The 20,330-nt window shown below is 67.7% G+C and carries 15 protein-coding genes; 12 read left to right on the forward strand and 3 right to left on the reverse strand.

The window, feature by feature from the left end; all coding sequences use genetic code 11:
• Positions 1–103: 103 nt before the first annotated feature.
• Complete coding sequence (locus tag ACWGO0_RS22035) at positions 104–433, forward strand: hydrogenase maturation nickel metallochaperone HypA/HybF (protein WP_453537457.1); 330 nt, start codon at positions 104–106, stop codon at positions 431–433.
• A 54-nt stretch (positions 434–487) separates the two neighbouring features.
• Positions 488–1,210, forward strand: coding sequence for a hydrogenase nickel incorporation protein HypB (hypB, locus tag ACWGO0_RS22040; protein ID WP_453537460.1), 723 nt, complete (start codon positions 488–490; stop codon positions 1,208–1,210).
• Positions 1,211–1,232: 22 nt separating this feature from the next.
• Here hypB and ACWGO0_RS22045 read toward each other — a convergent pair whose 3' ends face one another.
• The gene (locus ACWGO0_RS22045) at positions 1,233–2,918 is read right to left on the reverse strand and encodes a hydrogenase maturation protein (protein WP_453537463.1); all 1,686 of its coding nucleotides are present in this window, start codon (positions 2,916–2,918) and stop codon (positions 1,233–1,235) included.
• A gap of 472 nt (positions 2,919–3,390) precedes the next feature.
• Here ACWGO0_RS22045 and ACWGO0_RS22050 point away from each other — a divergent pair, with 472 nt between their 5' ends.
• Entirely contained in the window at positions 3,391–5,073 is a 1,683-nt protein-coding gene (locus tag ACWGO0_RS22050; RefSeq protein WP_453537466.1) for an RICIN domain-containing protein, read from the forward strand.
• Between the two features lie 64 nt (positions 5,074–5,137).
• Here the strand turns inward: ACWGO0_RS22050 and ACWGO0_RS22055 are convergent, their stop codons facing one another.
• A complete protein-coding gene (locus tag ACWGO0_RS22055; protein ID WP_453537469.1) occupies positions 5,138–6,901 on the reverse strand; it encodes a hypothetical protein in 1,764 nt (587 codons plus the stop codon).
• A 211-nt stretch (positions 6,902–7,112) separates the two neighbouring features.
• Between ACWGO0_RS22055 and ACWGO0_RS22060 the strand changes: the two genes are divergently transcribed.
• Positions 7,113–8,114, forward strand: coding sequence for a LacI family DNA-binding transcriptional regulator (locus ACWGO0_RS22060; RefSeq protein ID WP_453537472.1), 1,002 nt, complete (start codon positions 7,113–7,115; stop codon positions 8,112–8,114).
• Here ACWGO0_RS22060 and ACWGO0_RS22065 read toward each other — a convergent pair.
• Positions 8,065–9,192 (reverse strand): LacI family DNA-binding transcriptional regulator, encoded by a 1,128-nt coding sequence (locus ACWGO0_RS22065; protein ID WP_453537475.1) that lies wholly within the window; start codon positions 9,190–9,192, stop codon positions 8,065–8,067. The two genes, ACWGO0_RS22060 and ACWGO0_RS22065, sit on opposite strands and share 50 nt — an antisense overlap.
• Positions 9,193–9,399: 207 nt before the next feature.
• Here ACWGO0_RS22065 and ACWGO0_RS22070 point away from each other — a divergent pair, with 207 nt between their 5' ends.
• From ACWGO0_RS22070 to ACWGO0_RS22105, 8 genes are all read left to right on the forward strand, one after another.
• Positions 9,400–10,491: a glycoside hydrolase family 172 protein gene (locus ACWGO0_RS22070; RefSeq protein ID WP_453537477.1), complete on the forward strand. Its 1,092-nt coding sequence runs from the start codon at positions 9,400–9,402 to the stop codon at positions 10,489–10,491.
• 57 nt (positions 10,492–10,548) lie between these two features.
• Positions 10,549–11,913 carry an ABC transporter substrate-binding protein gene (locus ACWGO0_RS22075; protein ID WP_453537480.1) on the forward strand — a complete coding sequence of 455 codons (1,365 nt, stop codon included), beginning with the start codon at positions 10,549–10,551 and terminating at the stop codon, positions 11,911–11,913.
• Positions 11,910–12,866 carry a carbohydrate ABC transporter permease gene (locus tag ACWGO0_RS22080; RefSeq protein WP_453537483.1) on the forward strand — a complete coding sequence of 319 codons (957 nt, stop codon included), beginning with the start codon at positions 11,910–11,912 and terminating at the stop codon, positions 12,864–12,866. Before ACWGO0_RS22075 ends, ACWGO0_RS22080 begins: the two co-directional genes overlap by 4 nt.
• Positions 12,856–13,698: a carbohydrate ABC transporter permease gene (locus ACWGO0_RS22085; protein ID WP_453537486.1), complete on the forward strand. Its 843-nt coding sequence runs from the start codon at positions 12,856–12,858 to the stop codon at positions 13,696–13,698. Before ACWGO0_RS22080 ends, ACWGO0_RS22085 begins: the two co-directional genes overlap by 11 nt.
• Before the next feature lie 77 nt (positions 13,699–13,775).
• The gene (locus tag ACWGO0_RS22090; RefSeq protein ID WP_453537489.1) at positions 13,776–15,260 is read left to right on the forward strand and encodes an FGGY-family carbohydrate kinase; all 1,485 of its coding nucleotides are present in this window, start codon (positions 13,776–13,778) and stop codon (positions 15,258–15,260) included.
• A 61-nt stretch (positions 15,261–15,321) separates the two neighbouring features.
• Positions 15,322–16,956 (forward strand): fucose isomerase, encoded by a 1,635-nt coding sequence (locus ACWGO0_RS22095; protein WP_453537492.1) that lies wholly within the window; start codon positions 15,322–15,324, stop codon positions 16,954–16,956.
• Positions 16,957–17,085: 129 nt separating this feature from the next.
• A complete protein-coding gene (locus ACWGO0_RS22100; RefSeq protein WP_453537495.1) occupies positions 17,086–18,102 on the forward strand; it encodes a LacI family DNA-binding transcriptional regulator in 1,017 nt (338 codons plus the stop codon).
• Positions 18,103–18,324: 222 nt separating this feature from the next.
• Entirely contained in the window at positions 18,325–20,181 is a 1,857-nt protein-coding gene (locus tag ACWGO0_RS22105) for a glycoside hydrolase family 2 protein (RefSeq protein ID WP_453537498.1), read from the forward strand.
• Positions 20,182–20,330: the final 149 nt, after the last annotated feature.

Raw genomic sequence — 20,330 nt, forward strand, 5'->3', positions numbered from 1 at the left:
GGGCCGCTCGGGTGATCCGGCCGGGGGACCGGTCCGGTCGGACGGTGCCACGGCCCCTTCGTGGCCCTACGGTCGGAGCCACCCGCGGAAGGACGAGGCACCGGTGCACGAGCTGGCCATCACACAGAGCGTCGTCGACTCGGTGTGCGAACGCGCCGCGGGGCGTCCGGTCCGCTCGGTCCGCGTCCGCGTCGGTGTGCTCACAGCTGTGGTGCCCGAATCGATGCGGTTCTGCTTCGGCCTGGTCACGGAGGGAACGGCGGCCGAGGGCGCGCGGTTGGAGATCGATCAGCCGCCCGGCGCCGGCCGCTGTCGCACCTGTGCCGACGAATTCACCCTGACCGACCTGATTCTGCTGTGTCCCTGCGGCAGCGCGGATGTGGAGATCACATCGGGACAGGAACTGCAGATCGTCTCCATGAAAGTGGGCTGAACCATGTGCGGAACCTGCGGCTGTTCCGAGGAGTCCGGCGGGACCAGGATCGTCATGCTGCGGGAGGATGATGCACCCGACCATGGACATCCGCATCCTCATCCGCACAGGCATCTTCAGCCGAACGGCGCCGGCGAGACCGTCACCATCGAGCAGAAAGTGCTCGCCAAGAACGACCTTCTCGCGGCCCGCAACCGGACGTGGATGAGCGACCGCGGCGTCGTGGCCGTGAACATGATGAGCTCACCCGGCGCCGGCAAGACCACCCTGCTCGAACGCACCATCACCGATCTCCGCGGCCGCCGGCCGGTCGCGGTCGTCGAGGGCGATCAGGAGACCAGGATCGACGCCGACCGGATCCGCCGCACGGGCTGCGCCGTGGTGCAGGTGAACACCGGAGCGGGATGCCACCTCGACGCGGAGATGATGCAGGACGCGCTTACGGCGCTGTCACCGGCCGAGGGCTCGCTGCTCATGGTCGAGAACGTCGGGAACCTGGTGTGCCCCGCCCTGTTCGACCTGGGGGAGCGAACCAAGGTCGTGATCATCTCGGTCACCGAGGGCACGGACAAGCCGCTGAAGTATCCCTACATGTTCGCCGCCGCCGACCTGATCCTGATCAACAAGGCCGATCTGCTTCCCTACGTCGACTTCGACGTCGAGCAGTGCGTGCGGCACGCTCGCTCGGTGAACCCGGACGTGCGCGTGCTCACGGTTTCCGCGACCACCGGCGAGGGTCTGGCCCACTGGTACGACTGGCTGGCGCAGCAGCTGTAGCCGCTCCGCCGCCGGACCGCGGTCAGCCCGGGGGACGTGGGGTGTGCTGGGCAGCTGCGACGGACGCCGGGCGTTCCTTGCGGACAAAGGCCCGTCGCAGCCCGTGGTACGGGTGGTGCGGGTCCGCGAAGATCCGCTGCATGTGGGCGAGTTCGGCCTCACGGTACGGGGTGAGGTCGACGCGGTCCCGCTCCGCCTTCTTCGTGTTGATACGGGACTGCGTCGCGGGCAGGGCGGCCAGGCGGGTCGCCAGGGGGCAGACCTCGGAGTCGAACGACCTGGGAGCGCATTCGATCCTCCTGTCGATCAGCCCGAGCCGCAGTGCCGCCGCAGAGCTGACCGGCAGGGCGTCCCGCATCAGCCGGTCGGCCGTCGCCGCACCCACCCGACGCGGCAGGGTGTACGTCCAGTACTCCGACCCGTACAGCCCCATCAGGCGGTAATGCGGATTGAGCACCGCGCCCGCCCTGCACCACACCTCGTCGGCGGCGAGGGCCAGCATCACCCCGCCCGCCGCGGCGTTCCCGGCCAGGGCGGAGACGACGAGCCGGTCCGTGGTGGTCAGCACCGCTTCCACCAGGTCGTCCATGGCAGTGATGTTGGCCCAGGACTCGGCGCCAGGATCGGCCGCCGCCTCGATGACGTTGAGGTGGATGCCATTGGAGAAGAAGTCCCGGCCGCCGCCGACGACCAGCACCGAGGTGGGCCGGGAGCAGGCGAACCGGTAGGCGCTCAGCAGGCGTTGGCACTGTTCGGTGCTCATCGCGCCGCCGCGGAACGAGAACGACAGGAAGCCGGTCCCGGCCTCCTCCCGGTAGCCGATCTCGGACCAGGTGTCCTCGTGTCCGGTCCTGTGCAGCGGAGCCGGCCGCTCCGGCACCGCGGACAGCCTGCCGGCCAGCGCCGAGGTGGCAGGGAGCTTGAAGGTGGCCGGACCGCCCGGCTCCCGCCGGGGCCGCAGCTCGGGGATCCATACCGCGCCGTCGGTGGTCGCCCGGCAGATCGCGCCGTCCCGGGTGGCGACCAGTTCGCCCGGACGACCGCTCAGACGGGGCTCGGGATGCCCGCCGTGCAGGAACCACTCGCCGCCCAGCAGATCGTCGAGCACACCGGGTTGAGAGTCCGCCGCCCTGAGTTTGCGGACCACCGTCGCGGTGGAGTCCGACTGCCAGTCGATGCGGCGCAGCGACTGGCGGAACAGAGGGTGGCAGCCCTCGCCGGTGCCGGAGGCCTGCGGCACCGGGGTGTACGTCCCGGACACGAAGCGCCCGACCGCCAGGAGCACGGCCTGCGCGGCGGCGTCCGAGACCTCGTTGCGGTACAGGTCGCTCTTGCCCACCGGGGGCAGCGAACAGGGCACGGACGCCCACACGTCGCCCGCGTCCATCTCCGCGTTCGCCTGTAGGACCGTGACGCCCCAGCTGTCCGCCTCCCCGTGGACGGCCCAGTCGAGGGAGGAGGGCCCCCGGTCGCCGACCGGCCCCGGATGGACGATGAGGCAGGTGTGGACCGACCACACGTCCCTCGGAATCGCGGTCTTGAGATACGGGGCCACGACGAGGTCCGGGGACTCCCGGCGCACAGCGTCCAGGGCGCGGCCGTCCTCGTGCACGAGCTGCACGGCCACGGAGTGCCCGTGGTCCGTGAGCTCGGCCCGGACACGTTGCGTGAGGCTGTTGAAGGCGCTCGCGAGAAGCAGGATGTGCACGGCGGTCTCCCGGTGGCTGCGGTCCTCTCCGGTCGAGCGGAGCGCAAATTCTCGCTCACCGGGGCGTACTCGCCCGGAAAGTCCCAGGATTTCACTCGAAGGTGCACACAGTGGACGGGTGGCCGACACGCCTGTCGGATCGCCGTCCCAGTGGGCTCAGCCGCAGCCGTGACCCATGTCGACGGTGCGCATTGGGAATTGGGATCCGTGCTGACGCTGCGCGGCGAGCAACGGCAAGAAACGAAGGAAACTTATTCAGCGAGACGATGTAAAGGATCAACAAGAGTCCAGGAACGGCAAGGACTTCTTCGACCAATCCTGAGAAAACGATTGCTCACTCGGGGGCTGGGCGCGTACCGTCGCGCCTTGCCCAGGAACGTGGGTCACGACTGCCCCGGTCACCGAGCGTATACGTACCCCCTGCGGCCCTGGTCCGTGAGCGAACCGTTCAGTTTCGCGAAGGAGCGCGTACATGAGACGAGCCCATCAGACCATTTCCGTCCACCCAGGACTGTTGACGATCCTCGTGGCAGCACTGCTGCTTCTGCTGCCCACCTCGCCACCGGCTCATGCGAACGCAGGTGACGCCCCGTCGGCGTCTGCCGTCGCGCAGCCAGACGCGGCGGCCGCCTCCGGCGCCGTGCTGCGCAATGGAACCGGCCTCTACCCTCGCGTCGTCCGACTGGCGCATTCGGGCTCCGCGAACGGCCAGCTGGTCGCCTCCGTGGTTGATTTCGACGCTCAAGGCGGCGTCGGCGTGATCTATCGGAGCGCGGACAACGGTGCGACCTTCAGTGAAGTCGGTCAAATTCATGATCCCGCCGCGGCCACGGGCCTCTGCTGTTCCAGCCTGTTCGAACTGCCGAATCCGATCGGTTCGATGCCCGCCGGCACGTTGCTGTGGGCGGCTTCGGTCGGCCAGGACCAGCCCAACCGCCGGATGGCCATCAACGTGTGGCAGAGCCGGGACCAGGGTTCCAACTGGTCGTTCCTGTCGGCCTGTGCGGCAGCCGCCAACACCGGCGGCCTCTGGGAACCGGCGCTGCACGTCAACAAGGCAGGCGACCTGGTGTGCCACTACGCCGACGAGACCGACCCCGCACGTCACAGCCAGTCCCTGCAGGAAAGGTTCTCCTCGGACGGCATCAACTGGAGCGCGCCTCATCCCACCGTGGCACTGGCCGATGCAAGGCTGCGGCCAGGCATGGCGACCGTGGCGCAACTGGCCAACGGCAGCTACTACATGACGTACGAGGTCTGCGGCACCGGCGACCGGTACGACTGTGCCGCCCGCTACCGGACGTCCGCCGACGGCGCCAACTGGGGGCCGCCCGCCGACATCGGCCCGCTGATCAGGACGGCCATCGGGCAGTACTTCGCCCACGCCCCCGTCGTCTCCTGGCTGAACAACGGCACCTCGACCGGCCGGCTCGTACTGGTGGGTCAGCAGTTCCGTGAGGCGAGCGGGGCGCTCGCCACGACCAGCGGCAGAACCGTACTGGTCAACACCGAGGGCGGCGGAGGAAATTGGTTCCCCATCGTCGCCCCGGTCGCGGTGCCCTCACCGGATGCGAGCTACTGCCCCAACTACAGCTCGGCGCTGCTGCCCTCCATCGACGGCACACGCCTGCTGGAGATCGCTACCGACTATGACGGCACGGTCTGCAAGCCGTACTACGCTACGGGTTCGGCTCAGGGGACCGGCGACTGGACAGGCGCCGGACTGTCCTCGGGCAACACCTACCGGCTGATGAATGTGATCAGCGGTCACTGTCTGGATGTGGCGGCCGACTCACGAGTGGCCGGAGGCAACATCCAGCAGTGGAGTTGCAACGGTCTGGGGCCACAGAACTTCGCGTTCACCCAGCGGACCACCGGACAGTTCACACTGACCGGCCAGAACAGCGGACTGTGCGTAGCAGTGGACGGCGCGAGTACACAGCCGGGAGCCAACGTCAGCCAGCAGAGATGCGACGGCTCCGCGGCTCAGAGCTGGCAGCCGCTCAACCAGGGCGACGGATACTGGACGCTGCGCAATACCAACAGCGGACTGTGTCTGGATGTAGCCGGTGGATCGACCGCGCCGGGCGCGAATGTCCAGCAATGGACATGCAACAAGCTCGCACCGCAGATCTGGAAGCTCGAACGGCGGTAGCCCGCCTCGGGCAGTGATGGTTGTGGCCTGGCCGGTTACCCGGCCAGGCCACAATCACCTGGATCTACCCGCTGAAGTAGGCCTCCAGCTCACCGATGGAGGTGAAGGTGCGGGTGCCGCCAGGGACGCCGATGATGCGCACTCCGTCCCCGGCGACCGCATTGAAGGCGAGCTCATACGTGCGGTTCGGACCCGCGCTCGCGTTGTACGGGTAGGAGGGCGTTGTACTGAGACCGCCGACGTCAGTCCAGGCGCCGTTGTTGCGTACCTGGACCCGCAGGCCCTGGGCGAACCAGCCGCCGTCACTGAACATGTTGCCCGTGGTGTAGCGGACCTTGTTCACCGTGTACGTACGCGGCCACGTGTACCCCCACCAGCTGGCGCTCTTGTTCTCGTCGTTCCAGTCGTCCTCCGACTGCGTACGGTTGCCGTTGTTGTAGAACGAGGTGTTGCCGAAATGCGCGGTGCGCTCGATACCCACAGTGCCGGCTTCCCGGGCGAGGTTACGAGCCGGGTCTGCGGCGTTTCCCGGGGTTGACGGGACCGTGGGCTCCAGACGGAGCTTGCGCAGGGAGTAGGTGTACGACCAGTGGTCGCCGCTGGGAACACCGCCTCCGCACGGGCAGACGTTGGACTGCATCCACATCGATTTTCCGTCGGCGCTGATGTACTTCGACGGGATCGTGGTCGCGTAGCCGCCGTGCTTGGCATGGGTCCACGGATAGCCGCCGAAGTCCTTGGTCGCGAAGTGACGCCACGGCCCCCACGGGTTCGGTGCTTCGTAGAACTCGAACGTGTACTCCGACCACGAGGTGTATATGTAGCGGTTCAGGGGCTTGTTGTACACGACACCGCCCTGGCTGATCACGCTCAGATCGCGTGCCCTGCCGCCGGTGTACACGCTCTGATAGATGTGCCGGTCGTCGTGGAGCACCGGCGTCCGGCGGCTGATGTCCGAGGACCACGTCGGATTTCCGGAGGTGTCGGAGCCGCTGACGAACTCCCAGGCGGATCGGTTCTGGACGGCACCGCGGGGGACACGGCCGAGATAGACATCGGCCGGGTCCGGCACGATATCGCTGTAGGAGTCCCGCCAGTTGTGGTCGAGGCCGTAGGCGTAGACGTATCCGTCCGGTGCGTTCGCGTAGGCCTTTCCGTAGTCCAGGAACATCACGGTGCTGAACACGCCGTTGCCGAACATGGGAGCCGAGCGGTCCCAGGTCCAGGTCCGGCCGTGGTCGGTCGACCTGGCGATGGTCGCCGCCGGTGCGTCGTTGAAGTCGTACGAGAGGTCCTGTACGGCCAGGTACAGATCACCGCCCACACAGGCCATGCCGGTGGGCTTGCGGTTGTGGTTGGCCGTCCATGTCTGGCCGACGGCGTTGCCCTGGGCCAGAGTCGTCCCCGAGAGGTTGCCGGGAGTGCCCGATATGCGGGCGACACCGATATCGCTGAACGAGGCATTGAAACCCACGCCGTCTCCGTAGGCGCTGTAGACGTGGTCGTCGTCGGACCAGCAGTTGGGCCACAGATCACCGTGGTCGACGTTGTCGCCCACGGCCGGAGCCCCGACTGTCGCGCCTGAGTCGACCTGCACGGTGGAGAAGAACGAACTCGCGGGCGGCGAGCCCGCCGGGCCCGCTTCCTGCGCCACGGCCGGGCCACCCGGCGGTGCGCCGACAGGAGGGTCAGCGGCGGGCGGGGCGCCGGTGGCGAGCGGCGCGAGGCTGCCCGTCATGGCGAAGGCGAGAAGAGCGGAGGCCGTGGCGCGACCGATGGTGCGCCGTGCTGCTGAGCGTCGTGGTGCCGAACGTCGTGCCCTGCGCATGGGGCGGCTCCTTGGAGGCAATGGCGCGAGAAATGGATTTCAGCGCAAGGTACGGCTGCGATGCGGGGTGGTCAATGTTCTGTGCTGACTCAGACGTCCACCGTGAGAAATCGATTCCACTGACCGGTGTCGCTGCCGCGGTGCAGCGGTGCTGCCACGCCGCGTCTGCGATGATCGGTCATCGAGGACGAGGCAGGGGAGCGGGGGACCGATGGTGACCATCCACGATGTCGCGCAGCGCGCCGGCGTCTCGGCGGCGACGGTGTCCCGGGTGGTCAACGGGCAGGCGAACGTGGCTCCTGCGCTGGCCGAGCGGGTACGTGCTGCGATTCGCGAGCTCGACTACCGGGGCAACGCGGCTGCCCGGAATCTGCGGCGGAACCGAAGCAGCCTGTGGGCTGTCGTGATCTCGGACATCGGCAACGCGTTCTTCACCTCGCTGGTGCGCGGGATCGAGGACGTGGCAGCACCCCTCGGCTTCTCGGTCGTGTTGTGCAACACCGATGACAATCTGGGCAAGGAAGGCCAGTACATCGATGCCGCCCTGGCCGAGCAGATGGCTGGAGTCGTCATCTCACCGTCCGGCAGCGCGCAGCACATCAAACGGCTCCTGGCGGCCGGTACGCCGGTGGTGGCCATCGACCGAGTGCTGAAGGGTGCCGCCGTGGACACGGTGGTGGTGGACAACGAAGGCGGCGCCGAGGCCGCGGTGACCCATCTGTTCGAGAGCGGCTACGAGCGGATCGCGTGTATCACCGGCCCTGTCGGCGCGACCACCGCGGACCGCAGGCTCGACGGATATCGACGGGCGCTGGAGGCGCGTGGTCAGCGCCCGTCGGAGAGGCTGATCCGGCGGGCCGACTTTCGTGAACAGGGCGGCCACGACGCCATGGCCTCGTTGCTGGACGAAGCGCCCGACCTGGACGCCGTGTTCGCCGGAAACAACCTGATGACCATCGGGGCGCTGGGGTGCCTGGTGGAGCGCGGGATCTCCGTGCCCGGTGAGCTGGGAGTGATCGGGTTCGACGACATTCCGTGGGCCGGTCTGGTGAGGCCCTCGCTCAGTACGGTCGCGCAGCCGACGTACGAGCTGGGCCGTACCGCGGCGGAACTTCTCTCCGCGCGCCTCGCCCGGCCGGCCCGTCCCGTCTCCACGGTCACACTCAGCACGGAACTGCGGGTGCGGGAGAGCTCGGTGCGATCGCCCGGCTGAGCACCCCGGCATCCGCCGGGGGTGCTCCGCGTGGCGCGTCCCCGGGACCGGCCGGCGGGCCGGGCGTACTCTCCCGAATCTGCAGAACGCTGCGCAGTACGACCGTCTGCAGCGGTCCCTGCTTGCCGGCGATCCGGTCCTGGAGCAGACAGGCCGCCGTCCAGCCCAGATCGTACGACGGTAGTCCGACGGTGGTCAGCGCCGGCCGTACGAGTGGAGCCCAGGGAACGTCACCGAAGGACAGCACGCCGAACTCCGTGGGCGGGATGCCTGCTTCACCCAACGCCTGCAGTACGCCGACTGTCATGAGGTTGTTCGCCACGAAGACGCAATCCGGCCTCGTCGGCCCTGCGAGCAGGTCCGCCATCGCCCGGTAACCCCCCTCGACCTTGAAGTCGGCGTACCGGGTGTAGGCGTGCGACAGCTCATCCGCGTCCGCCCCGGTGGGGCCCGGCTGCGCCCGACGGTAGTCCCGGAGGGCCACTCGGTATCCGCTGAGACGTTCCTCGGCGGTCGACAGCCCGGCCGGACCGGTGATGCAGGCGATGCGCCGGTATCCGCGCCGCAGCAGATGTGCTGTTGCCTCTTCGCCGCCGTGTTCGTTGTCCACCATGACGGCGTCGATGTTGGCGCCCTGTGGGCGGCGGTCCACTGCCACCACGGGTATTCCGCGTTTCTCCAGCGCCGACAGGTCGGTTCGGCTGTGTGAGGCGGCGGCCACGATGACCCCTGCCATCTGCTCTCCCAGTGCGATGTCCAGGTAGCGCCGCTCCTTGTCGACGTCCTCATCGCTGTTGCACAGCACGACCGACAGGCTCGTCTCCTGGGCGGCGTCCTCGACGCCTCGCGCCAGCGCGGTGAAGAACGGGTTCTCGATGTCCGGGATGATCAGGCCGATGACGCTCCCGCGCTGTTTGCGCAGCGACCGGGCGACTCTGTTGGGGGCGAACCCCAGGCCGGTCGCGACCCGACGCACTCGTTCGGCCCGTTCGGCGGTCACCCGGCCCCCGTTGAACACGCGGGAGACGGTGGCAGGGGAGACTCCGGCCAGCCGGGCCACGTCATTGATCGTCGTCATGGGTCTGGTGGCTCCCTTGGTCCCGAGCGGTTGTGCGCACCTCTTGACACTCTGGAACCCGAACCCTACGGTCACGAGAAATGGATTTCAAGACGCCTCGGATTCATCCTTCCCTGGCCACTCCATGAACCGCCATCCACGCCTGCTGCCCTTAGGGAGCGCGGTCTCTGTGGGTGGGAAAACGATTTCATCCCAGGAGTAATGACGATGATCTCTGGACTGGACACGCTTGCGCTGCGGACCAGCGCGGTGAGCCGATCCATCACCGCCGAGAATCCGACCGGTGCCAAGGGGGCCGGTGGCATGGCATCCGAGGGCACCGGTGCCGTCGCGGCGAGTCTGCTCGGTGTGGGGTGGAAGGTCTCACCCAGCATCGACATTCCGGCCGGCGAAACAGTAACTCTCGCCGACATAACGGGCTCGGGGACGATCCGGCACATCTGGTGCACGACAGCACCGCACCGCGCCTGGCGCGGCACCGTGCTGCGCATGCACTGGGACGATGAGGAGACACCCGCGGTCGAGGTGCCGCTCGGCGACTTCTTCTGCAACGGCTGGAACGCGTTCAGCCAGGTGTCCTCGGTCCCTGTCGCGGTGAATCCCAGTGGCGGGTTCAACGCCTACTGGCCGATGCCGTTCCGCAGCGCCGCCAGGATCACCCTGGAGAACCTGTCGGCCGAGACGGTCACGCTCTACTACCAGATCGACTACGAGCTGGCGGATGTCGACGACGACGCCTCCTATTTCCACGCCCAGTGGCGCCGCAGTCACCCTGTTCCGTACGGCGATGTCCACACTCTGCTCGACGGAGTCACCGGCGCCGGACACTACGTCGGCACCTATCTGGCCTGGGGGGTCAACAGCCCTGGCTGGTGGGGCGAGGGCGAGGTCAAGTTCTACCTGGACGGGGACGACGAGTTCCCCACCATCTGCGGCACCGGCACCGAGGACTATTTCGGTGGTGCCTGGAACTTCGATGTTCCGGGACAGGGCTACACCGCGTACACCACGCCCTATTTGGGACTGAACCAGATCCTGCGCCCGGACGGGCTCTACAGCAGCCAACAGCGCTTCGGTATGTACCGGTGGCATCTGCCCGATCCCATCCGGTTCTCGGCCGATCTGCGGGTGACAGTGCAGAGCCTCGGCATCGGACCGGGCAACGGCAACGGGCTGCCCCACCGTTACCGGCACACCAGCGACGACATCGCCGGCACCGCTCTGTTCTACCTCGACGCGCCCGGCTCAGGTGCCTCTCGCCCGGCCGCCCCCACCCTCCTGGACCTCGAAGTCGACTGAACCCCGGACCGCAACTCCCACTCAACGGACCTCTAACAAAGGACAGGAGCACACGTCATGCTCCAGCACGGCAATGAAGCCGCGCCCCACCGACTGTCCCGGCGGCACTTCCTCACCACCACCGCGGCGGCTGCGGCAGCCGTCGCAGGACCCGCTCTGCTCACCGGCTGCACGACGGCTGAGGCCACCGGCGGAACTCTGAAGTTCTGGAACTTCTACGGGCCGCAGAACAGCCCCAACCCGGCGCTCAACGACCAGAGCAAGTGGTTCACCGACATGGTGGACAAGTGGAACGCCACGCACGAGGTGAAGATCGAACTGGTCTACTCGCCGCCCAGGATCTACCAGACCGGCTCGAAGCTGCCGACCGCCTTCGCCGCGGGGGAGGGGCCGGACATCTTTCTGCTGAGCCCCGGTGACTTCCTCCGCTACTACAACGGCGGCGTCCTGGAGGAACTCACGCCTTACATGGACGCGGAGGCCGTGGCGGACTTCGGCACCACTCTGGCCAGCCGCACGGTCGACGGCAAGGTCTACGCACTGCCCATGGAGGTGGAGCCGCTTGCGATGTTCTACGACGTCGCCGCGTGGGAGAAGGCGGGTCTCTCCGAGGGGGACATACCCACAACCTGGGACCAGATGCTCGACGCGGGCGACAAGCTCCGCAGCAGGACCCGCGCCGGTCTGATCTTCGAAACGGGCCCGGGTTACTTCCAGAACTTCACCTGGTATCCGTGGATGTGGCAGGGCGGCGGTGACGTCCTCGACCAGTACGGCAACCCGGCCTTCGACTCCGCGGCGACCCGCCAGGCCCTCCAGTTGTGGTCGGACGCGATCCGTCACGGCATCGCACCGCGCACCTTGCCGGCTGCGGGTGATGTGGTCGGCGCCTTCCAGGGCGGCAACGTCGGCATGTGGCAGAACGGCATCTGGAACGTCGCCGCGTTCAAGGGCATCGCCCCCAAGTTCCAGTACGGCGTCTTCAAACTGCCTGTGCCCGACGGTGGCACGTACACCACCACCCTGGGCGGCTGGTCCTTCTGCGCCAACGCCCAGGGACGGAACCCGAAGGCCGCTGCCGAGTTCTGCGCCTGGGCGCTCGGCACGATGAACGACGACTGCATCGACCGGATGACCGACTGGTGCACGCGTGCCAAGTCGGACGTCGCTCCGCGTACCTCCGCTCTCGAACGGGGAGCGGCCAAGGGCGGTTACGACCTCGGAGCGATGAAGGTGTTCAAGGACGACGTCTTCCCCGGCGGGCGCGCGGAGCCGCGCTACCCACCCGTGGTCTACAAGGCGATCTCCGATGCCATCCAAGGCACCATGCTCGCCGGGCGCGGTGTGGCCTCCGAGACGGAGCGCGCCGCTGAATCGATCGCCGCGTACACGAAGAGCTACAAGGGGGCGAGCCTGGTATGAGCAGCCTCACCGCACCGGGCCGTACGGCTGCGGCCAAGGCGGACACGCCGGCCGCCGACCGGAGACGGCTGAGCCGTAAGCACCGTGAATGGATCGCCGCAGGACTGTTCCTCGCACCCGACGTCCTCGGGCTGCTGGTCTTCGTCGGGATCCCGATGATCCTCTCCGTGGCCCTGGGCTTCTTCCAGGTCAGCGGATTCGGCAGCTACACCTGGGTCGGACTCGGCAATTACGAGCGCATGATGTCCGATCCACTGTTCTGGGAATCGCTGAAGACCACCGCGATCTATGTGCTGGTCCTGGTTCCCCTGCTGTTCGTGGTCAGCCTCGGCCTCGGTCTGCTGGTCAAGCAGAAGCTCCCGGGCATGGGCGTCTACCGCACCGCACTCTTTCTGCCGTATGTCATCAGCCTCGTCGTCGTCGGACTCCTGGGGAAGTTCCTGCTCGACGACCAGGTCGGGGTGGTCAATCGCGCGATGGAGGCGGTGGGCCTGGGCGGACAGTCCTGGCTCGGCGACCCCTCGCTCGCTCTCGCCTCCGTCATCGCCGTCACCACCTGGGTGATGATGGGCTACTACATGATCATTTTCCTCGCGGGGCTCCAGGAGATCCCCCAGGAGTACTACGAGGCGGCGAAGATCGACGGCGCCGGCCCGTGGACCTCGTTCCGGAAGGTCACCTGGCCGCTGTTGCGCCCGACCAGCTTCTTCGTGCTGCTGATGTCGACCGTCGCGGCCATTACCGGAGGACTCGACCTCGTCTACGTCCTCACTCAGGGCGGACCGGCCAACAGCACATCACTGGCGATCTACTACATCTATCAGCAGGCGTTCGTTTTCGGAGAATACGGCTACGCCTCCGCCATGGGCTCGTTCCTCGTGCTCATCATGGTGATTCTCTCCGCAGTCATCTTCAAGTTCACGCGAGGCGGGAGGTTCGACGATGGCGAGTAACTCCACCGGCATCATGCGGCGGCGACCGGTAGCGGGGCGTGCCTGGCTGACCCTGCTGGCCGCGGTGCTGTCCCTGGTGAGCGTCTTCCCCGTGCTGTACATGGCGATCTCGTCGTTCAAGACCCGAGCCCAGGTCACCGACGGGCGCCTGATCCCCGATCAGTTCACCGTACAGAACTTCGTCTACGTCTTCACGGAAGTGCCCTTCGCCCGCTACCTGTTGAACAGCTTTCTGGTGTCCGCGATCGTCACTGTCGTGGCCTTGCTGTTCCACTCGATGGCGGCCTACGCACTCGCCCGGCTGCGTTTCCCCGGCCGGGAAGCGCTCTTCGCGACGATCTTCTCCACCCTGCTGATCACCGCACCCGTGGTGCTGATACCGCTGTTTCTCGTGGCCGGTCAACTCGGCATCCTGGACAGTTACGCGGGGCTGATCATCCCGGCCGTCTTCAACGCGTTCGGCATCTTCCTGCTGCGCCAGTTCTACCTGGGCCTGCCCCGTGAACTGGAGGAGGCCGCCATCATCGACGGGTGCGGCCACTGGCGCGTCTACTGGAACGTCGTCCTGCCCCTGTCGCGCCCGGTTCTCTCCGCGCTCGCCGTGTTCTTCTTCCTGGCCAACTGGAACTCCTTCGTCTGGCCGCTGGTCGCCACCAACGACCCGAACCTGACCGTGGTCCAGCTCGGCATCTCCTCGTTCCAGAGCCAGTACGGCGCGAACTGGAACTTCGTCCTGGCCGCGGCCACCGTGGCCGCGCTCCCGATGCTGGCGCTCTTCTTCGCCTTTCAGCGCCAGATCGTCGAGTCCATCAAGACGTCCGGACTCAAGTAGTCGCTCAGCGGCCCTCTGGCCGGCAGCGGGAGTCCCGGATCTCATCACCAGCACAACGATCGCAAGGAGGTGCGCGCATGCCTCGCAGCGCAGTCATCGGCGTGGACATCGGCACGTCGAGCAGCAAAGGCGTCCTCGTGGACACGAACGGTGTCGTCCTCGGCTCGGCCGTCCGGGCCCACACCGTCGAGCGCCCGGGGCCGGGCAGATTCGAGATGGACCCGGACGTCTGGTGGAACGAGTTCGTCTCCCTGGCCCGCGAGCTGACCGAGAAGGCCGACGCCGACATCGACATCAGCGCGGTCGGGCTGAGCGGCATGGGCCCCTGCGTCCTGCTCACCGATGCGCAGGACGTACCCCTGAGACCGGCCATCCTCTACGGCATCGACACCCGGGCGACCGAGCAGATCGAGCATCTGGAGCAGCGGTTCGGCGCGGACGCCATCATGCGCCGCTGCGGATCAGGCCTGTCCTCGCAGGCGGCGGGCGCCAAGATCGCCTGGGTCGCGGACGAGGAGCCGGAGGTGTTCGCCCGCGCCCGCCGCCTGTACATGCCCAGTTCGTGGCTCGTGCACCGGCTCACCGGGGCGTATGTGCTCGACCACCATTCAGCGAGTCAGTGCACCCCGCTCTACGACACCCATGCCCACGACTGGTACGCCCCCTGGGCGCAGGAGATCGCTCCGCGGCTCGACCTTCCGCCCCTGCAGTGGCCGGGCAGTGCGGCGGGCTTCGTGTCCGTCGCAGCCGCCGCCGAGACAGGTCTGCCCGTCGGCATCCCGGTGATCACCGGAACGATCGACGCCTGGGCGGAGGCCGTGAGCGTCGGGGCGCAGGGCCCGGGCGACCTCATGCTGATGTACGGAACGACGATGTTCCTCATCCACACCGTGCCGGATCTGCTCACCAGCCCAGCCCTGTGGAGCACCGTCGGCGCCATCCCGGGAACACGCAATCTGGCCGCCGGCATGGCGACGTCGGGGGCCATCACGAACTGGTTGCGCGAGCTGTTCGGTTCGCCCGACTACGCCGAACTGCTGCACCTCGCCGAACTCTCGGGGCCCGGGGCCAACGGCCTCCTGATGCTGCCCTACTTCGCGGGCGAACGGACACCTCTCATGGACCCGGATGCCCGCGGTGTGATCGCCGGTCTCTCCCTCTCCCACACGCGCGGCGATCTCTACCGGGCCGCGCTCGAGGCGACCGCATACGGCGTGCGGCACAACATCGAGGCGATCGAGGCGGCAGGAGGGAACATCCAGCGGGTCGTCGCGGTCGGCGGCGGCACCCGCGGAGGGCTGTGGACCCAGCTCGTCTCCGACATCACCGGGCGCGGACAGGAAGTGCGCGAGACGACGATCGGCGCCAGTTACGGGGGAGCGCTGCTCGCCGCGCAGCTCGTCGGCGACGCATCGGTCGACGCATGGAACCCGGTGAGGGAAGTGGTGGTTCCGCGTACCGGCACGAGTGCCCGGTACGCGGAGCTGTACGACCTCTACCGACGCCTCTACCCCGCGACCGCCGACGTGGTGCACGCCCTCGCGGCCGGCCAGCAGCGCTGAGCGCTGCGCGAGCGGCAGCCGGCTGCTGAACCTCCCTACCTGATCAAAGGAGTCACCTCTCATGACCGCGTATTCCATGCCCCGGATCGCCGAGGCGCCCGTCGCCGAGCCCGATGTCGTCTACACCGTGGCGAGTGGGGACCTCCGGCCGAGCGCGAATGTCACCGGCTGGCCGACGCAGCAGCGCCTGGAGGCGGATCTGGCCGCCGCGATCAGCGCCCTCGGCTGGAAGGTCCGCCGGGGCCACGAAGTCGACCCGGTCAAGGGCCACGGGTTCATCGACAGCCAACGGGCCGGCATCGAGGTCTTCAAGCACCTTCCGGCCGACGCCCCGCTCATCGTCGTGGAGGGCGTCTGGCAGTACAGCCACCACGTGCTGGCCGGGCTCCGCAGCCACCGCGGCCCGATCCTCATCGTGGCGAACTGGAGCGGGGAGTACCCCGGACTCGTAGGGCTCCTCAACCTGGCAGGCAGCCTCACCAAGGCGGGCATTGCGTACTCGGCGTTGTGGAGCAAGGACTTCACCGACCAGTGGGCGCTGCGGGGACTGAAGACCTGGCTCGATTCCGGCACCCTGACCCACGAGACCGGCCATGTGCGTGATCTGCCCGCGCTGCCGCCGAGTGCCGAGACCGATCTGGGCGAGTCCCTGGCCCAGCAGCTCAGGGCGGAGAAGGCCATCATCGGGGTCTTCGACGAAGGCTGCATGGGGATGTACAACGCCATCTTCGACGACGAACTCATCAACCCTCTCGGAATCTACAAGGAGCGGCTCTCACAGAGCGCCCTCGTCGCGGAGATGAACCAGGTCAGCGACGAGGAGGCGGCGGGGATCCGCAGCTGGCTCGACCGGGCCGGCCTGACCTTCCACACCGGCACCGACGAGGCCACGGAACTGACGGATGCCCAGCTGCTCAGTCAGTTCAAGATGTACATAGCGGCCTTGCGGATCTCCGACGACTTCGGGCTCGACGCGGTAGGAATCCAGTATCAGCAGGGGCTCAAAGACACCGTGCCGGCCAGCGACCTGGCCGAGGGGCTGCTCAACAACGTCGAGCGGCCCGAGGTGCTCAGCCGGGACGGTTCACGAGAGCTCTACCCAGGAGTGCCGCTCCCGCACTTCAACGAGGTCGACGAAGGGGTGGCGGTCGACTCGCTTGTCACCAACCGGGTATGGACGGCGATGGGCCTGGACCCGGCGACCACCCTGCACGACATCCGCTGGGGAGAGGAGCACGACGGTCAGTTCGTGTGGGTCTTCGAGATCTCCGGATCGGTCCCGGCCTCGCACAACGGCGGCTACGGCAAGTCGTGGAGCATGCGCCAACCCCCCATGTACTTTCCGCTCGGCGGCGGAACGCTTAGCGGTGTCTCCAAGCCCGGCGAAGTCGTATGGTCCCGCGTTTTCATCATGGACGGTACGTTGCACGTGGACCTTGGCCGCGCCACCGCGCTCGACCTTCCGGAAGAGGAGACCCGGCGTCGTCTCGACGCCACGACGCCGCAATGGCCCATCATGCACGCGGTGATGCACGGGGTCAGCAGGGACCAGTTCATGGCGCGTCACCGGGCGAACCACCTCAATGTCGTCTACGCGCCGGACGCCGCGACCGCGGACAAGGCGCTGTTGGCCAAGGCCGCCATGTTCGCCGAACTCGGAGTCGCCGTGCATCTGTGCGGTGAGGTAGCCGTTTGATGTCAGCACCGTAGTAGGTCGCTCGAAGGGCCCGGTCGCTCCTGGAGCCTGCTGCCGGGACCGCCGTGCGGATCGCCTCCGCCGGACCAGGCCATAGACTCGTGCCCCTCACAGCGAGGGGACCTGTCCATGCGACGAGTGCGGCTGAAGGACGTGGCTGAGCACGCCGGAGTGTCCATCAAGACGGTCTCCAACGTGGTACGTGGTGAGGGCCGGGTTGCTGAGTCCACCCGGGCGCGCGTGCTGCACTCCCTGGATGCACTGGGATACCGCCCCCACGCCTCGGCCCGCCACCTGCGGACCGGCCGCAGCGGCATCATCGCTTTCGCCGTCCCGGAGCTGAGCAGCTCGTACTTCGCCGAACTGGCCGCCGAGGTGATCTCCGCGGCCAAGGCGCAGTCCTGCACCGTCCTGATCGAGGAGACCGGAGGCGACCCGCACGAAGAACTTCGGGTCGCCTCCGGTCTGAGTGAGTCGCTGATCGATGGTGTACTGCTGAGCGCGTTGTCGCTGGACCAGTCGGCTCTGGCGGCCCGTCCGCGCGGTGTTCCCCTCGTCCTGCTCGGTGAGCGTGACTACGACGTCCTGGCCGACCACGTACTGATCGACAACGTGGGCGCGGCGCGTGAGGCCACCGAGCATCTGATCGGGCTCGGCCGTCGTCGTATCGCGGCGATCGGCGCGCAGCGCGGCGCGACCCAGGCGACCGCCCATCAGAGGCTGCGGGGCTATCAGGAGGCCTTGTACGCGGCCGGTGTGCCCTACAACCCGGCGCTGACGCCCTACGTCACGGCGTACCGCCAAGCAGATGGTGCCGAGGCCATGCGCACGCTCTGTGACCTGCCGGAGCGTCCGGACGCCGTCTTCTGCTTCAACGACCTGTTGGCGGCAGGCGCGCTCCGTACCGCCGCCGACCGCGGGTTGTCGGTCCCCGCGGATTGCGCTGTGGTGGGCTTCGACGATGTCGAGCAGTCGCGTTACTCGGTGCCGTCGCTCAGCTCGGTCGCCCCCGACAAACGGCAGCTGGCGACCTTGGCGGTCGATGTGCTGCTGCGTCGTGTGGCCGGCGGAGCCGACGAAGCTCCCGAGATCTACTACGCGGACCACCGTCTCGTGGTCCGGGAAAGCAGCACAGTGCTCGCGTAATCCGCGCGCTACAACGCTGTATCCCCTGCCGTGAAGGCCACCACGTGGGCGTCGTAGTTCCCGGCTCGGTCGGCGTCCGCAATCTCTAACCTCCCCTGCGTGTTCGGCGTGGCTCAATGCGGCAACGCATGGTGGCCGAGTGCTGCTGCGGTGTGATATCCAACGTTGTACCAAGCGCCAACCGCGTGCCGCGTGTGCGGCCCCGTCCCCGAGGACCGCGAGATGAGCACTCCCGCCTCCGCAGACCGCCCCGTGCCGCACGCCGACGTGCCGCGCCCCGAGTACCCGCGCCCGCAGTTCGTCCGCCCGGACTGGCTGAACCTCAATGGCAGCTGGCAGTTCGAGATCGATCAGGGTGACTCCGGACTGGAGCGCGGTCTGCGGGATCGCGAACTTCGTTCGCGGATCACCGTGCCGTTCTGCCCGGAATCCGAACTGTCGGGTATCGGCGAGACCGACTTCCTGGAGGCGGTGTGGTATCGCCGGGTGGTGCGTATTCCCGCTGCCTGGGCGGGCCGCCATGTGCTGCTGCACTTCGGGGCCGTTGATCACGACGCCACGGTCTGGGTCAACGGCATCGAGGTCGTCCGGCACCGAGGCGGATTCACTCCCTTCACCGCCGACCTGTCCGGCATCGCATCCGCAGGTGATGACGCGGTCGTGGTGATTCGCGCCCGCGACACCAGGCATGCCGTTCAGGCCCGCGGCAAGCAGGCCACCTGGTACGACAACACCGCCTGCAACTACACGCGCACCACCGGCATCTGGCAGACGGTGTGGCTGGAGCCGGTGCCCGAGGTACATCTCCGCCGCCCCCGTGTGACGCCGGACCTGGCGGGCTCCTCCTTCCACCTGGAGCTGCCCCTGTCCGCCAACCGCCCCGGTCACCTCGTGCGGGCGGTGCTGAGCGATGAGGCCGGTGAGGTCGTCAGCGCAGAAGTCCGCGCCGACCTCGACCTCGCGCCCAGCCTCCGGCTGCCGATCCCCGGCGACCGGGTGCGCGTGTGGTGTCCGCAGGACCCGCACCTGTACGGCCTGCGTCTGGAACTGGTGGATGCGCAAGGCGTGGTGGTCGACGCGGCCGACAGCTACGCGGGTCTGCGTTCGGTCTCCATCGACGGCAGGAAGATACTGCTCAACGGCGAACCCGTCTTCCAGCGGCTGGTGCTCGACCAGGGCTGGTATCCGGACGGCCTGATGACGGCACCCAGCGATGCGGCACTCGTCCGGGACATCGAGCTGTCCCTTCGAGCCGGTTTCAACGGTGCCCGGCTGCACCAGAAGGTCTTCGAGGAGCGCTTCCTGCACCACGCGGACCGGCTGGGTTACCTGGTCTGGGGCGAGTTCGGGGACTGGGGCTGCGCCGGCCAGGGCCGGGACGGCGGCAATCAGCAGCCCACCGCTTCCTACACCGCCCAGTGGCTGGAGGCGGTCGAGCGGGACTACTCGCACCCCTCGATCATCGGCTGGTGCCCGCTGAACGAGACCCACCAGGTGCTGCATGACCACATCACCCAGCTCGACGACGTGACGCGCGCCATGTTCCTCGCCACCAAGGCCGCCGACCGCTCCAGGCCGGTGATCGACGCCTCCGGCTATGCGCACCGGGTCGCCGAGACCGATGTGTGGGATGCCCATTCCTACGAGCAGGATCCGGCGGCCTTCGCCGCGCTGATGTCCGGCCTGGCCGGCGGCCGGCCGTACGCCAACGAGCGTGAGCCGGGCCGACCGTACTCCCTGCCTTACCGTGGACAGCCCTACTTCGTCAGTGAGTTCGGCGGAATCTGGTGGGATCCCGAGGCAGCGGCAGCCTCCGGGAACGACGCCGCCTCGTCCTGGGGTTACGGCGAACGCCCCCGTACGGAAGAGGAGTGGCAGCGGCGCTTCGCGGGCCTGACCGGTGTGCTGCTCGACGAACCCGAGATGTTCGGCTACTGCTACACGCAGCTGACCGATGTCTTCCAGGAGCAGAACGGTATCTACCGCTTCGATCGCACCGACAAGCTCGACGTCGAGCCGGTCCGGGCCGCGCAGCGGCGTACTGCCGCGGTCGAGAAGCAGCCGTCCACCGAGAAGTGACGTACGTACGGAGAACGGCGTCCCGGTCGGGCCCGAGTTCCAGGCCCCCCCCGGAACGGTGGGACACCACCCCGGATAGTATCCCCAGGCCCCCCATGCGATGAACATTGTGCGCCGGAAGAAGCAGAAAAACCCCCCCCCGGGGAAAC

The organism is Streptomyces sp. NPDC055749 (assembly GCF_053617235.1).

Excerpts from the sequence above, each read along its gene's own strand:
- hypB (WP_453537460.1), top strand. The coding sequence starts at position 488 with ATGCTGCGGGAGGATGATGCACCCGACCATGGACATCCGCATCCTCAT.
- ACWGO0_RS22050 (WP_453537466.1), top strand. The coding sequence starts at position 3,391 with ATGAGACGAGCCCATCAGACCATTTCCGTCCACCCAGGACTGTTGACG.
- ACWGO0_RS22055 (WP_453537469.1), bottom strand. The coding sequence starts at position 6,901 with ATGCGCAGGGCACGACGTTCGGCACCACGACGCTCAGCAGCACGGCGC.
- ACWGO0_RS22060 (WP_453537472.1), top strand. The coding sequence starts at position 7,113 with ATGGTGACCATCCACGATGTCGCGCAGCGCGCCGGCGTCTCGGCGGCG.
- ACWGO0_RS22065 (WP_453537475.1), bottom strand. The coding sequence starts at position 9,192 with ATGACGACGATCAATGACGTGGCCCGGCTGGCCGGAGTCTCCCCTGCC.
- ACWGO0_RS22070 (WP_453537477.1), top strand. The coding sequence starts at position 9,400 with ATGATCTCTGGACTGGACACGCTTGCGCTGCGGACCAGCGCGGTGAGC.
- ACWGO0_RS22075 (WP_453537480.1), top strand. The coding sequence starts at position 10,549 with ATGCTCCAGCACGGCAATGAAGCCGCGCCCCACCGACTGTCCCGGCGG.
- ACWGO0_RS22080 (WP_453537483.1), top strand. The coding sequence starts at position 11,910 with ATGAGCAGCCTCACCGCACCGGGCCGTACGGCTGCGGCCAAGGCGGAC.
- ACWGO0_RS22085 (WP_453537486.1), top strand. The coding sequence starts at position 12,856 with ATGGCGAGTAACTCCACCGGCATCATGCGGCGGCGACCGGTAGCGGGG.
- ACWGO0_RS22090 (WP_453537489.1), top strand. The coding sequence starts at position 13,776 with ATGCCTCGCAGCGCAGTCATCGGCGTGGACATCGGCACGTCGAGCAGC.
- ACWGO0_RS22095 (WP_453537492.1), top strand. The coding sequence starts at position 15,322 with ATGACCGCGTATTCCATGCCCCGGATCGCCGAGGCGCCCGTCGCCGAG.
- ACWGO0_RS22100 (WP_453537495.1), top strand. The coding sequence starts at position 17,086 with ATGCGACGAGTGCGGCTGAAGGACGTGGCTGAGCACGCCGGAGTGTCC.
- ACWGO0_RS22105 (WP_453537498.1), top strand. The coding sequence starts at position 18,325 with ATGAGCACTCCCGCCTCCGCAGACCGCCCCGTGCCGCACGCCGACGTG.